This is a genomic window from Candidatus Fukatsuia endosymbiont of Tuberolachnus salignus, assembly GCF_964030845.1.
Taxonomy (GTDB): Bacteria; Pseudomonadota; Gammaproteobacteria; order Enterobacterales; family Enterobacteriaceae; genus Fukatsuia; species Fukatsuia symbiotica.
The window spans coordinates 128,024-141,515 of sequence record NZ_OZ034983.1 but is presented as its reverse complement, the minus strand read 5'-3'; the positions used below and the strand labels follow the sequence as shown (position 1 = coordinate 141,515).

The following is a 13,492-nucleotide window of genomic DNA, read 5'->3' as shown; positions in this document are numbered from 1 at the left end:
CTTTACATTTAATTCTATAGAGGAAACCACAATGCCTCAAAAAACCAGAGCAGAGCTAAAAGACCGCTTTAAGCGCGGTGACAAACCCACCGCGCAAGATTTTAGCGATCTGTTCGAATCTTTTTTAAACGTTAAAGAAGATTGGATCAAAAAACCAGAAGGGGTTGAAAAGCCGCTGCGCATCATGCCACAGAGTGACCAACAAAATTGGCTGGATTTCTGTGTCAATGAAAGCAGTTGCGATACGGATTACTGGCGTTTAAATCATCAACCTCAGGACGATAGCACCGGTTTCAATTTATCTTATGAGGGTAAAAGCCGACTTTTCATTGATAAAGAAAAGGGGAAAACCGGCATTGGCACCTTTAATCCCGGCGCACAATTGCATATTCAGTCCACGAAGGACGTGGATATGTTACGTGTTGGCACTGCTGTCACTACCGCCTTGTTTATTGAAAAAGACGGTAAGGTAGGCATTAATCATGCAAGTCCAAGCTACGCATTGGATATTCAGGGTGAAGTCCAGGCATGGGGTTTGAGCTTAACGGATCGAACAACACATTGGGAGAAAAATGGTACCTTGTACCAGCGTAATGGGTCCGTTTATCTCACCACCGATCAAGGGCTTCACCTGCGCAGGCAGGGCAGTGCAGATACCGCGTTTCATTTTGATACCACCCAGAGAACACTAACGATTAGCACACAAGATGTTAATCAAATATCGATTGAGGCAAAAGGTTATATCAAATGTAACAGTCGTATTGAGTGTCAAGGGGGGATACACATCGATGGAGCCAGTGCGATTTCTCACTGGAATAGCGCCGCCGGTGCGTTTTATCGCTACAATAAGCATTGGTATCTGATGGTGGATAATAACCTTTATTTTCGTAAAAAAGGGGCGAAAAATATCGCTTTTCATTTTGATATTGATACCGCGACGTTAAGAGCCAACAAGTTTCAGCAGGCCTCTGATCGCCGTATCAAAACCAATATCAAACCGCTCGGGCCGGTGCTTGACAAAATACAACGATTACAGGGGATCTATTATGACTGGAGTGACCATGCGAGGACAAAAGACTATCTCAAAGAGCCACAAATAGGGTTAATTGCCGACGAACTGCAAGCGTCGTTTCCTGAATTGGTCGCTTGTGACCAAGATAATTTTAAATACGTTGATTACGGGCGTTTTACTGCTGTATTACTGGAAGCGGTCAAACAACAGCAGCAAATGATAGCGCAATTGTTTGTGCATTTGAAACTCACGCCATAGAAAACAGTTCATCTTCAAAGCCACTTTTATCCCCTCCAACACAGTGAGCCGCCCCTACATGAAACAACCATTACAGCGTCGTCTGGACGAGCTAAAACAGGCCTTTTCGCAAGGCCAAACGGTGTTTAACGAGCTTAAAGAAAAACAAGCCAATACGCATGACACCTTGTTACGTTTACAAGGCGCGATTCAAGTGCTAGAAGAAATATTGACGCAAGAACCCGAGCCCGTTTCTGATGAAGCCGAGAAAGCCCTTCATCCGCCTAAATAAAGACGACAATTGGGATAAAAACACAACCGGATGTGACTGAACAGTAAAATACAGAGCAAACAGTATGATAAATAACGATGCCATGGCCACGACAGCGCCATCCACAAAACCAACCCCGCTTGGCATGGATTATGCCTTTCTGCGCAAAACGGGTATTGAGCATATTCAACGCTTAGCCGGTGAGCGGTGGACTGACCATAACACACATGATCCCGGTATCACGCTATTGGAGTGTTTATGTTACGCCATCACCGATGTGAGTTATCGCTTATCGTTTGAGATGAAAGATTTGTTGGCCATATTGCCCGCCCACGGAAGCAACCCGTCAAACATAAGCCGTGCCCCCTTGTTTACGGCACGTGATATTCTGACTTCTCATCCTGTGACGCTCAACGACTATCGCAAATTGTTAATCGATATTCCTGGCGTCAGAAACGCATGGATTGAAAAAAATCCCGCGTCTTTGGTGCCCATTTATTATGAAGCCCAATCCAATTGCTTACACTTGAATCAAGCCACGGCAACGGCAAAACCGTTGTCTCTGCACGGAGTATACCAAGTGTATATCGCCAAGGACGACACGGTTTCCGATGGCAAAAAGGAACAAGCGCTGATGAAGACAGTGAAAGCGCGATTACACCAATACCGCCAGATCGCCGAGGATTTTGCCGATCCCATTCTGCTGCCCTTTGAAGAAATTACGGTAAAATTATACATCGTGGTGGCCGATGATGTGGATCTTGATCGCTTAGCGGCGCATATCTACTGGCAATTAAGTCAGGCGATTGCACCCACGCTCTCTTTTCATTCACTGAGTGCCCGGCGCCAGGAAAATAGGCCAATTGACACGATTTTTGAAGGCCCTCCTTTAGCCAACGGTTTTATTGATGAGACTGAGCTGGAAGGATTTGATCGTAAAACCACGCTGCGTAGCTCCGACTTTATTCATATTATTCTCGATATGGATGGTGTGCAGTCGGTGAAAACAATTACGCTGGAAAGCAGTCAAAAGAGAGGATTTCACCACCCCTGGGTGTTGGAACTGGATCTGAATTACACACCGAAATTGAAACCGTTGCAACAACTGCTCGAAAGCGATCTACAATTTGAGCGCCAGGGTATCCTTTGTCAAATCAATATAGAGGCGGCTAAAGCACATCTCAAAAACGTGAAGGAGCGCGAGGCATTCGATAAAAAAAAGCAGCCGCTACAAGATATTCCACTGCCCCTCGGTCACTATCGACACCTCGGCGACTATGTATCGATACAACATGATCTCCCCCCCAACTACGGTATAGGATCATTAGGGCTGCCCGATTCTGTCTCTCCAGCGCGTAAAATTCAAGCCAAACAACTCAAAGCGTATTTACTTTTCTTTGATCAATTGCTGGCCAATTATCTTGCGCAATTAGCACACATTAGAGAGCTATTTTGTCCCCCTATAATAGGAGATACCGCGCCTCGGTCGATTCAGACGTATTTTACCCAGTCCGTCACCGATGTGCCGGAACTCGACAGTGTACTGAATCCCGATCACAAAACGCATTTACAGCAAGCCATAGAAAATGTTGACACGAAGATAACACGTGAAAATAAATTGTTAAATCATTTAATGGCCCGCTTTGGGGAGCAATTTATCGATGACGCTCTGTTGTTATATGACAAACAACAGCAGCGTAAGCCGGTGATTTCTCTTGGCGAAAATAAAGCGCCTTGGCAGGGGTTTCATCTCGAGGACAAACTCGCTTTTCTGCAAGCCTACCCGCAAATGAGTGCCGCCCGCGGCAGCGCCTTTAACTATACCCAAAAAAGGGGGGATACGGACAATATTGCTGGCCTCAAAAGGCGTCTCTGCGGATTATTAGGTATACAAGCGGTGAATACCGCCACGATTAACGATGAAGGATTTCACCTCGTTGAACATGTGCTGCTAAGACCCCGATCAACGCCGTCCACTGAGCCCTATTGGGCATTTTTGGGTTCACCGATTGTTAATTTTTCGGAATCAGCGCCTACACGCATTGCTCGTTTTTCGGAATCAGCGCCTAACAGAACTGTCTGTCACGTTCCCGATCATGATTTACAAGCAGGTGATCACATCACGATTTCTAATACCACGCATTATAACGGGCGCTATGAAATAAAATGGATCGCCAAGGATTCCTTTCATATTGAAAAACCCTTTGTCGCGGAAGAGGCGAATCAAGGCAAATGGACGTTTCCTAACAGCACTTTAGCGCCTACACGCATTGCTCGTTTTTCGAAATCGGCGCCTAACAGAACTGTCTGTCACGTTCCCGATCATGATTTACAAGCAGGTGATCACATCACGATTTCTAATACCACGCATTATAACGGGCGCTATGAAATAAAATGGACCGCCAAGGATTCCTTTCATATTGAAAAGCCCTTTGTCGCGGAAGAGGTGAATCAAGGCAAATGGACGTTTCCTAACAGCACTTTTTGTCATGCCTCCGATCACGGTTTACAAAAAGGCGATCACATCACGGTTTCTGACACCGGTCATTATAAAGGGAATTATGAAATAAAATGGAAGGACAAGGATTACTTTTGTATTGAAAAGCCTTTTGTCGCAGAAGAGGCGAATCAAGCTCAATGGGCGATGGACATTCATGGGAAAGATCCTTATTCATTACAACTGAGTTTTATTTTTCCTGCTGCGTCAAAACGATTTAAAGAGAAAAATTTTAAAAAATTGCTCTGTGACGTCTTAATCAATGAAGTGCCTGCCCACCTGGTGATTTATGTGCATTGGTTTAATTACAAGGCTATGTGCGCATTTGAAGAAGTCTATCAGGCGTGGTTAACGAAAATGGCCACCGATCCTACCTCTGCTTGGCAAGAATCGGTGCAATTACTGGCATTGCTTCGCATGGGAAAAGCGCTAACGTAGCAGTCTACAGACGATGCCAACGCACCTTATACAATGCCAAACCTGGATAGTGCACTTGTCCTCACAGCAGCCAAGCTGGGCGATAAAAAATACCCTCAGTCAATGGGCACGCGTACAGCTGCCGCCGATCTTGGCAAAGATTTGTGATGAGCAGATTGAAGCTAATCAGTGGTATTCACTGGATAAAGTGGAACTGGATTTAGGGGTCATTACATTACCTGCTGAGCCACAACAGGTTATTGAGCAGATCGCTACAGCCTTTTCCCAAGCATTAGCTGAGCAATTACAGAACTTTAGGCCAGCGGCGATCATGAAGCGCGATGAAAATGCACAAGCGCTCCGTACGTTAGATTATTTTATTAAAACGGGCACGCGACCTTGGTGGGTTTCCAAAGACGCCGTGGCACTGACTCAATGCTTGCTTCGGTTAATTGACCGTACCCCCGCACGGCTTAGAGAAAAATTATGTCACTACCTCGCGCAAGCCGCCACTTTACAGCGCCTCATTGCACAGTGTTCTGATGATCAGCTATTAGCCCTCAGTCAACTATTAGCCCAAAACGATCATGTGGAGCTGTGGTGTCAACAAATCAGTGTCCCTTTACACCGTGCTTTTACCCGAGAACAGTTTGCTGCCATGGCATTAAGAAGCGCTTATTGGCAAGCCATATTAATCACCAGTGAGATGATGAGCCGTGTAAAAATCGATAAGACAGCTTTTTATAAGCACATCCTGCTGCACCTGGCCACCCATTGTCAGCTCAATTATCATTACCTTTTGGTGAGGCTGTTCGCCACACTCAAGGCGCAAGAAAAAATTGCCGACCCCTGGCCGACACTGTTACCTGAGCAGCATGGCAGTCCATCAACACGGGAAAAAAATGATGTAAACGTTTTTATAAATGAGGCTATTTATGAACAACTGCTCACCCAATTACAAATACTGAGAGCTTTTTGTACAGCCAAAAACAAGCAACCATCTCTCTCTTATACTCACACGCCAGTGCTTGATATTGCTCGCCAAACAGGGCTGATAAGCAAGGTGGATCGCCTTGTCGACGTCATCATGGCGAATAAAAAAAGATTTTCTGAACATCCTCAGACGCGAGAAGTGGAACTCAATCGCTTTAGGGCGTATTTAAACAAAATAATCCCTCAATTAGGGATCTCTTCATCTGAAACGTTGGCGCATCTGCCTTATCACCGCCTGGTGACGTTGCAACAAACGCTGAAGGAACTTGACACTTTTTCACTCATGCGAAAACATCACGTTTTTATTCGTAGCATCATGGAACAGATAAAGCCAAGTGTGTCAAATCAAGTCACACTCAGGCATCAAGAGGGTAAATTTGCGGCGCTGATCCCGCTGTTAAGGCAATTATTAAGCCGGTTACAGCAAGAAATCACGAAAGCCGAACATCAATCCACGTCGAGTAAACGCGTTGACAGAGTTCAGCATGATCGCCTGTTACAGGGAACAGTGTCACCCCAGCCGATAACAGTGGCAAATGGTGGAATCGGTCAATCTGAGCAACGTCAAAAGAGTCAGATAGCCTCATTGATCCCTCACAGCGAGAAAGCGTCGTTAAATGATTTAAAAGAGAAAGTGACAAAGTTGCGTAAACACTATGGACGCTTATATCGGCAATACCAAACACTATTAACATTGACGGGGCAAACCGCTACAGTGAAAGCGGCTAAGCACGACGTTGCCAACCTTATTTTGAGTACACCGTCCTTGCAACCTGTCACGGCAATGATCAATACGCTCTCTGTGGTGCTAAAAAAACAGCAGCAAGCACATCAAGCGGCGTTAATGCTCACGAAAACAAGGCACCCGCCACCTTTATTGGCAAGAGAAGCGGATACTGATCAACAGGAAGCTATTTACGTTGATAATGCAGGGCTAGCGCTTTTAGCGATTTATTTAAAACCCTTTTTCACCACGGCGCACTTACTGCAAGGAGATCACTTTATTGATCCCCTTGCAGCGCGGCAAGCCGCGTTGCTATTACAATACCTGATGACCTCACAGTCGATATGCTTTGAAGAAACCTTGACGTTTAATAAACTCCTTTGTGGTCTGAATTTACAAGTACCGATTGAGCGCACCATTGAAGTCAATGTCGCGGAGCAGGCGGCATGTGATCAGCTCTTTGCGCAGGTCAAAACCCAATGGCCGGTGATGACGCACCTATCAAACTCCTATTTGATTCAGCATTTTCTTATGCGCCAGGGGGTGATACGAAATCACCCCTATCACTGGCAATTACAAATAGAGCGTACGTCCCACGATGTGTTGATGAAAGGGATCACCTGGCCTATCAACCTCATTCAATTACCCTGGCTTGACAAACCTATACAAGTGGATTGGTAAAAATGCCCCTCTCATTCTTTTCAAGCTCGTTTGAGCATTTGCTCACCGAGCTTAAGCGCATGGACGCTTTGATAAAAGCTTATGTAAAACAAGCAATCACAACACAAACGCATGATAATCCCTACCCCGGTTTGCAAGTGACGGCCCAAGAAGCGCAGGCGTTACTTAATGACACTGTGGGGCTGCCTTTTTGGCATACAGCGTATGCCGACATCGATTCTCCTTTGAGTCAATTCGCTCATGAACGCCAGGCGATTGACCAGGCGGTTGAGCAGAGTATTAAAAATCAGATCTCGCTACAGTTAATCGCTTTGCAGCAACGCTTTCAGTTAACACCTCAGGAGATTGACATTTTACTTATCTGTTTGACGGTAGAATGGGATGCCCGCTACGCGGTATTTTTCGCTTATCTGCACGATGATGTTAATCAAAAACGACCCACGATGGATCTGATTTTAAACCTATTAAGCCAAAGTTGGAGCGAAAAAGGGGCTATAAGACGGTGGCTTTCCCCTACTGCAACGCTGAGGCGTTACGCACTGATTGAAATCAACGAGCAAAACGGGGCGTCTTCTCTCAGCCGACCGGTCAATATCAGTGAGCGGATCACTCACTTTCTGCTAGGGCAAGAAGATTTACCGGCGGCGCTCAGCACAATAGTGTCGATTATGACACCCGATAAATCCTTATCGGCGTTAATATTGCCCGATGCCTTGCGTGATCGCCTCGATAACCTGCTCACACAGCACCGTGCTGAGCTTGCGCAGGCAGTGATTTATTTGCAAGGGGGCACTGGCGCGGGTAAACGAACGCTGGCGCAAGCCCTGTGCCATGCGTTAAAGATAACGCTAGTGGTGGTTGATTTACCGGCATTGATAAAAAGTCAATCGCAGGAGCGAGTAGCATTGATCTTACGTGAAGCCTATTTGCACAATGCCGCGATTTACTGGCGTGGCATGCCATCAGTCTTGCAGGCTGATCAACAAGACTGGCACCAGCCAATCATGGCGGCTTCTAAGGCGTATCGTGGGCTTGTCTTTATGGACGGTGAGGCCAACTGGCCCTGGGCACAAACGAGGGTCCCCGAGAAGAGAATACTGACGATAAGCCTGCCGCCCTTAACCACACTGCAAAGGCAGGACTTATGGCAACGCGCGTTACCCCACCTTGATCAAAACACGGTCATAGACGTAGCGACGCGCTTTCGCTTTTCGCCTCGCCAAATTTTTTCAGCCGCACAGCTGGCTAAACAAGTTAGCCACGGGGATAATCCCCGTGATCTCAGCATCGATGACGTCTTTCATGCCTGCAAGTTACAAACCACACAGGCACTTTCAACCTTGGCACGTCCTTGTCAACCCAGTATCCAGTGTCCCGAGATAATCTTACCTCTGTCTTGCCGGCAACAACTTGATGAATTGCTCCATCATGTTCAGTACGCCACCACCGTGTATGAGCATTGGGGGTTTGCTCGTCAGCTCACACGTGGGAAAGGATTAAGCACGTTATTTTCCGGCCCCCCGGGAACAGGCAAAACCCTGGCGGCCGAAGTTGTCGCCGCTCGCTTGAAATTAACACTGTATAAAATTGATCTCTCCTCGATAGTCAGCAAGTACATTGGTGAAACCGAAAAAAATTTAGAGCAACTCTTTCTAGAAGCCGAAGCCCACCAGGGGATCCTCTTTTTTGATGAAGCGGACGCGTTATTTGGCAAGCGTAGTGAGGTGCAAAACGCCCATGACCGCTATGCGAATATGGAAACCAGTTATCTCTTGCAGAAAATCGAAGCGTATCCGGGGATCATTATTTTAGCGAGCAACTTTCGACACAATATCGATGACGCCTTTGTGCGCCGGTTGCAATTTTGTATCGATTTTCCCTTTCCTACTGCCGAGGAACGCTTGCGGATTTGGCAAGGGATTTGGCCCAAAGAAACTCCGCTTAGTCCTGAGGTTAATTTCTCCACCTTGGCAACCCTTGAGATTGCGGGCGGTCATATTAAAAATATCGCCTTGGCGGCCGCATTTAAAGCCGCGAGTACTCCCTCCACGCCAAAAGGCGCTCAGGTGACCCTGGCGCATATTAAAGCGGCCGCGCAAAGTGAGTTTAAAAAAATGGGCAAAATCATCCATCCAGAACAATGGGCTTTCTTATGATAAATGACCTCAATGACACGCTCGCTGCCTTACTCGAACAAGAACTCGCGTTGAAAGAGGCAGGGATTAACGTTGTCTTTGCCGCGCCTGATACACGCTTTTTTCAAAAAATCACCCCGCCACTGATTGCTATCTTTCTTTATGATATTCGAGAAAATCTGACGTTAAGGGTGAGTGAGCCTTTTGCCCAGCAAAAAACGGTGGGGGCTGATACCACCTCTCTCACCCGTTCACCGGCTCCTATCGATTATTCGTATCTGATTACGGCCTGGGGCAGCAGCGGCAGTGAGATCGCGCCGGATAAAGACCAGCATGACATGCTGAGCCGGGTACTTCATGCCTTATTACGTCACCCCATCTGGCCGGCCGCACTATTAAAAGGGCAGTTAGCAGCGCATCCTCTGCCGCGTGCCTTTGTCGCCCAACCTGGCCATTTACACAATATGGCGGAATTTTGGAGTGCCATGGGGGGACATCCACGGGCAGTACTGCACTACACGGTAACCGCTCCTTTACGCGCATACGACCCGATAGAAAACATCCCCGTGGTGAAGTCCGTTGCTCATCAAGCCGGCAATAAATGATGAGGCAGCTCGGTTGATGACACAAACAGAACATCTGCTTAACAATGACATTTTTATCTGAAGGAACACATTATGGCTACAAGTGGTCACAACACTTTTCAACCTGCTACATCTCATAAACAGCAGCACTTCCCGCGAGCAGCCAATCGGACGCGGCATGCCTCCTCCCCTGCGTTCCATCCCGTTATTCCCTTACAATTTCAACGGAACCCACAGCACGTATTAGCGGCACAAAGCCTGATAGGTAATCGTGCTGTTGTACAATTATTGAATCAAACGCATAACCGGGAAACCCAATCTGTCAATAAAACCGGTTTGCCGACCCCACTCAAAACGGGCATAGAATCCCTGTCGGGGATAGACTTAAGTGACGTGCGTGTCCATTACTATTCAGAAAAACCCTCACAACTCCAGGCGTTAGCTTATGCGCAAGGCGAGCACATCTATTTAGGCGCTGGCCAAGAACGGCATTTGCCGCATGAAGCCTGGCATGTGGTGCAGCAAAAGCAAGGGAGAGTGAAACCGACACTACAGATGAAAACAGGGATTGGCATTAACGATGATGCTACTTTGGAACAAGAAGCAACGCAGTGGGGAGAGAAAGCAGAGCACTATACACCGAATGAGGATTTATCGTTACTTCGCAGAGAAACGGTAGATGATCCCCAGGTGGTGCAACGTAAGGTAGAAAATCTGACACTGGAAAGTGGTGATAATCTGAATACTATTGTAGGTGTATTGAAGCAAGGCACTATCATCGTAAACGGTACTCCCTGGTATCTAAATGAAATATACCAGGCTAATGTGGACGGACTAAAGAAAAAAGAGGGTTTAATTAACCTATACCGTGCCAAGTTCGCTAAAGCAACAATTGTTCCTGAGATAGATGGTAAACGAGGAAACAACACTTCAGAATACGGTCATGTAAAAGCGTTAGGAGAGTGGGAACATTTAGCGTCTACTCATACTAAAGAGAGAAATTTAGATACGGGTCACCTTATTGCTGATGTCTTTTTCGCTCCAGAACAGAAGCAAGAATCCTATGTAGCAACAAATTTAGCACCTCAAGATACTCATATAAATGTTTCGGATTACAAACGAAAAGAGAATGATATAAAAAAAATCGTCAAGGACGATATATCAGTTGAAATGCACGTGAAATTAAACTACGGCGACTCGCCAAAGTATTCATTAAAAACACTAGTTGAAAGAGGTGCGTTAAAAAATGTGTACAAACCGAAAAAGGACAAAACGGATCCCAATTTCTTAAAAGAATTAGAGGATCAGGAAAAGAAAACCAGCATAGAAGTACCAAGACGTATCCCTTCGCAATGGACTCTTGATATACAGAAGCTAAAAGGAGAAAAGGAGGGTGATACCATAAAATATAAAAATGAGGGCGATCCAGAACATAATAGTGGTTTTACTAAAGAACTTGCATTTTACGACCCTAAGGGCCTGTTAAATCCTACGGAAGTTTTTAAACATAAAGATAATAGTTATCGGTATACAGAAGCTCAGTTAGAAGAGGGAGAAAAAACTATTAAGTCTATTAAGTATGCCGAAAAAGCTAAAAAATATGAGGAAGTGTTAAAAACGATAGAAACAGAATATGGAAACATTGAAAAGCCAAAAGGATTGAATGAAAATGACTATTGGAGCCTATTTCAGCAAGCTTTAATCAATACTTTAAAGAAAAATAAAGAAGCATTCCAAAATGAATTGAATTTATTAATTGAATTGAATTTATTAATTAAGATCGAAAGAACAGCAGAGTCCTTTAAAACAATGAGATTAAAACGTGAGCCACAAGACCTTTTAGAGGGTGTAGCAAAAAAATCAAACAACGAATAACATTGAAATACCTAATGTTTTCTAATTTAATTCAGCGTAGTAAATAGCGCTCAGTCTGGTAACAGGTCGAGCTTATCCGACAAACATCGACATCTGGTTGAGAGCACTTTTCTGCATCTTAAATGTTGGCGAGGCATTGCCACTCGTTATGCAAAGAATACCGCCTCTTTTCAGTCTTTGTTTAGGTGGAGCCAAGGGTTAACCAGCGACACACCCGTGTTAATGAAATCTGACACGTTACGTGTAACTACCGTAAATCTATGTTCAATGGCTGTTGCGGCGATCATGGCATCACGTTCAACATGCGCATTCGGTACATGCAGTGTAGCACACACTGGGGCAGTGTGTTCGGTGAAGGGCAGTATACGTCCTGCAAATGCGACGCTGACGCCCGTCAGCCAGACCCGCAGCGTACCGCCCTGCTGTGGTGTGCGCCGCTCTAAAGTCTGGATGCCTTTTTCTAGTTCAAGAAGGGTGATGGCCGACAGGAAAAGTCGCCCGATTGGTTGTGTTGCCGCCCACGCACGCACGGCGGGAGATGGTTTGGGTTTGCCATGGCGTAGCTCAGAAATGACGTTAGTGTCCAGAATGAACATCGTTATTGCGCCTTAATCGAACAGGGTAGGGCGAAGTTGAACATGAACATCAAGGCATGAAGGGTCAAACTCAATACCAACACCGCCAGGAATACCCTCCATAACAGTGAGAAGCGACATCTCACCTTGACCTGTGAGGTGGTAGTAATCATCTATTTTCAGCAGTGCAAAAGCCGGTTGGCCGCGGTTGGTGATGAACACCGGTCCTTCGGCGGCCGCTCTCTTGGCAGCAGACACATCACGTGTGAAATCTCGACTGGAAAAAGTGTGGATGGCCATGTTTTTTCTCTTCCCCCTATGGCTATGGATTATTGTTTGTATGTTACAACAATATGGAGAAACGGTCCATCACCTTCAGTATTTAATCTTAATTTTTAATATAGTCATTGAAGAAACCACTATGAATATTAATTTTAACACGTATCGATCATTGAGAAGACCTGACAAAGGTTACAATGACCGCATTCGCTTTCTGGTCATGCATTACACTGCCGCTAATTTTTCAGCTTCCGTAAACAGCTTAACGGGCGGAGCAGCCAGTGCGCATTATCTTGTCCCCGATCCGACGGATCGTTCGTATATCAATGCCGGTTTTAAAGATCAACAAATTTTTAATCTGGTGGATGAAAAAGACCGTGCCTGGCATGCCGGCACCAGCACCTGGGGAAACCGCACCAACCTTAACGATAGCGCGATTGGGATCGAAATAGTTAATCAGGCGACTGATATACAAGGTGTATTCACCTTTCCTCCTTTTAATGATCGCCAAATAGAGGCAGTGAAAGCATTATCCTTGGATATTCTCCAACGCTACTCTGACATCTCCCCCACTCACGTGGTCGGTCATGCTGATATTGCGGTGGGACGCAAAAGTGACCCTGGTGCCGCGTTTCCCTGGAAAACACTCTTTGATGCGGGTGTAGGCGCCTGGTATGATGAAGAAATGAAATCTGCCTATATGGAGCAGTTCACTACAGCTCCATTAACTCAGGCTGACATGTTGATCCGTTTTAAAAAATACGGTTATGACACCAGTGGCGCCGCTACTGATTCAGCTGTCTATAAAAAGCTTGTCCGCGCCTTTCAACTGCATTTTCGCCAAAGTCGCTATGATGGCGAACTCGATATAGAAACGAGTGCTATATTAGCGGCATTAGTGAAAAAATATTTCAATTATCCGGCAGAAAACCCAACCACCACCCAAAATACCAGCAGTGTCATTTAGCAACCACTCAGCAAAATCTCTTTTTAGGGAGGCTATTTGTTTGACATTATCATGAACTGACGGCAGATCATCTTAGAATCATTACGAATAAACTCGGCTTAACGGAAAATAGTTTGTTCAGTAGTTAAAGTAATCTTAGATAATGCTTCATATTGGATACGGAACAATTCATTTTCTATAGATAAATTATATCTTAAAGTTTATCGTGACATTGTTTGGGTTCATTCATTAGCCTTCTATTAAAT

The 13,492-nt window shown here is 45.6% G+C and carries 10 protein-coding genes and 1 pseudogene; 9 read left to right on the top strand and 2 right to left on the bottom strand.

Annotated features, from left to right (window positions below):
* Nucleotides 1–31: 31 nt before the first annotated feature.
* From AAHH42_RS00710 to AAHH42_RS00675, 8 genes and pseudogenes are all read left to right on the top strand, one after another.
* Complete coding sequence (locus tag AAHH42_RS00710; RefSeq protein ID WP_342221500.1) at nt 32–1,270, top strand: tail fiber domain-containing protein; 1,239 nt, start codon at nt 32–34, stop codon at nt 1,268–1,270.
* Between the two features lie 58 nt (nt 1,271–1,328).
* A complete protein-coding gene (locus AAHH42_RS00705) occupies nt 1,329–1,541 on the top strand; it encodes a hypothetical protein (protein WP_342221499.1) in 213 nt (70 codons plus the stop codon).
* A gap of 64 nt (nt 1,542–1,605) precedes the next feature.
* Nucleotides 1,606–4,455, top strand: coding sequence for a hypothetical protein (locus AAHH42_RS00700; protein ID WP_342221498.1), 2,850 nt, complete (start codon nt 1,606–1,608; stop codon nt 4,453–4,455).
* Nucleotides 4,456–4,468: 13 nt separating this feature from the next.
* Nucleotides 4,469–6,832 carry a contractile injection system tape measure protein gene (locus AAHH42_RS00695; protein ID WP_342221497.1) on the top strand — a complete coding sequence of 788 codons (2,364 nt, stop codon included), beginning with the start codon at nt 4,469–4,471 and terminating at the stop codon, nt 6,830–6,832.
* A 59-nt stretch (nt 6,833–6,891) separates the two neighbouring features.
* The gene (locus AAHH42_RS00690) at nt 6,892–8,988 is read left to right on the top strand and encodes an AAA family ATPase (protein ID WP_240313773.1); all 2,097 of its coding nucleotides are present in this window, start codon (nt 6,892–6,894) and stop codon (nt 8,986–8,988) included.
* Entirely contained in the window at nt 8,985–9,572 is a 588-nt protein-coding gene (locus AAHH42_RS00685) for a DUF4255 domain-containing protein (RefSeq protein WP_342221496.1), read from the top strand. Before AAHH42_RS00690 ends, AAHH42_RS00685 begins: the two co-directional genes overlap by 4 nt.
* Nucleotides 9,573–9,644: 72 nt before the next feature.
* On the top strand, nt 9,645–11,426 hold the full coding sequence (locus AAHH42_RS00680) for an eCIS core domain-containing protein (RefSeq protein WP_342221495.1): 1,782 nt from the start codon (nt 9,645–9,647) through the stop codon (nt 11,424–11,426).
* 81 nt (nt 11,427–11,507) lie between these two features.
* Nucleotides 11,508–11,597, top strand: a pseudogene (locus AAHH42_RS00675) (IS5/IS1182 family transposase); the annotation flags it as partial.
* On the opposite strand, the gene AAHH42_RS00670 reads toward AAHH42_RS00675, so the two are convergent.
* Both AAHH42_RS00670 and AAHH42_RS00665 read right to left on the bottom strand, forming a co-directional pair.
* Nucleotides 11,597–11,956: a type II toxin-antitoxin system VapC family toxin gene (locus AAHH42_RS00670; protein ID WP_342221494.1), complete on the bottom strand. Its 360-nt coding sequence runs from the start codon at nt 11,954–11,956 to the stop codon at nt 11,597–11,599. The pseudogene AAHH42_RS00675 and the gene AAHH42_RS00670 overlap by 1 nt on opposite strands.
* Nucleotides 11,957–12,034: 78 nt before the next feature.
* Entirely contained in the window at nt 12,035–12,301 is a 267-nt protein-coding gene (locus AAHH42_RS00665) for a type II toxin-antitoxin system prevent-host-death family antitoxin (RefSeq protein ID WP_119797637.1), read from the bottom strand.
* Between the two features lie 121 nt (nt 12,302–12,422).
* Here AAHH42_RS00665 and AAHH42_RS00660 point away from each other — a divergent pair, with 121 nt between their 5' ends.
* Nucleotides 12,423–13,247 (top strand): N-acetylmuramoyl-L-alanine amidase, encoded by an 825-nt coding sequence (locus AAHH42_RS00660; protein WP_342221493.1) that lies wholly within the window; start codon nt 12,423–12,425, stop codon nt 13,245–13,247.
* Nucleotides 13,248–13,492: the final 245 nt, after the last annotated feature.

Coding starts and splice junctions, on each gene's coding strand:
- AAHH42_RS00710 (WP_342221500.1), top strand. CDS start 32: ATGCCTCAAAAAACCAGAGCAGAGCTAAAAGACCGCTTTAAGCGCGGT.
- AAHH42_RS00705 (WP_342221499.1), top strand. CDS start 1,329: ATGAAACAACCATTACAGCGTCGTCTGGACGAGCTAAAACAGGCCTTT.
- AAHH42_RS00700 (WP_342221498.1), top strand. CDS start 1,606: ATGATAAATAACGATGCCATGGCCACGACAGCGCCATCCACAAAACCA.
- AAHH42_RS00695 (WP_342221497.1), top strand. CDS start 4,469: ATGCCAACGCACCTTATACAATGCCAAACCTGGATAGTGCACTTGTCC.
- AAHH42_RS00690 (WP_240313773.1), top strand. CDS start 6,892: ATGGACGCTTTGATAAAAGCTTATGTAAAACAAGCAATCACAACACAA.
- AAHH42_RS00685 (WP_342221496.1), top strand. CDS start 8,985: ATGATAAATGACCTCAATGACACGCTCGCTGCCTTACTCGAACAAGAA.
- AAHH42_RS00680 (WP_342221495.1), top strand. CDS start 9,645: ATGGCTACAAGTGGTCACAACACTTTTCAACCTGCTACATCTCATAAA.
- AAHH42_RS00665 (WP_119797637.1), bottom strand. CDS start 12,301: ATGGCCATCCACACTTTTTCCAGTCGAGATTTCACACGTGATGTGTCT.
- AAHH42_RS00660 (WP_342221493.1), top strand. CDS start 12,423: ATGAATATTAATTTTAACACGTATCGATCATTGAGAAGACCTGACAAA.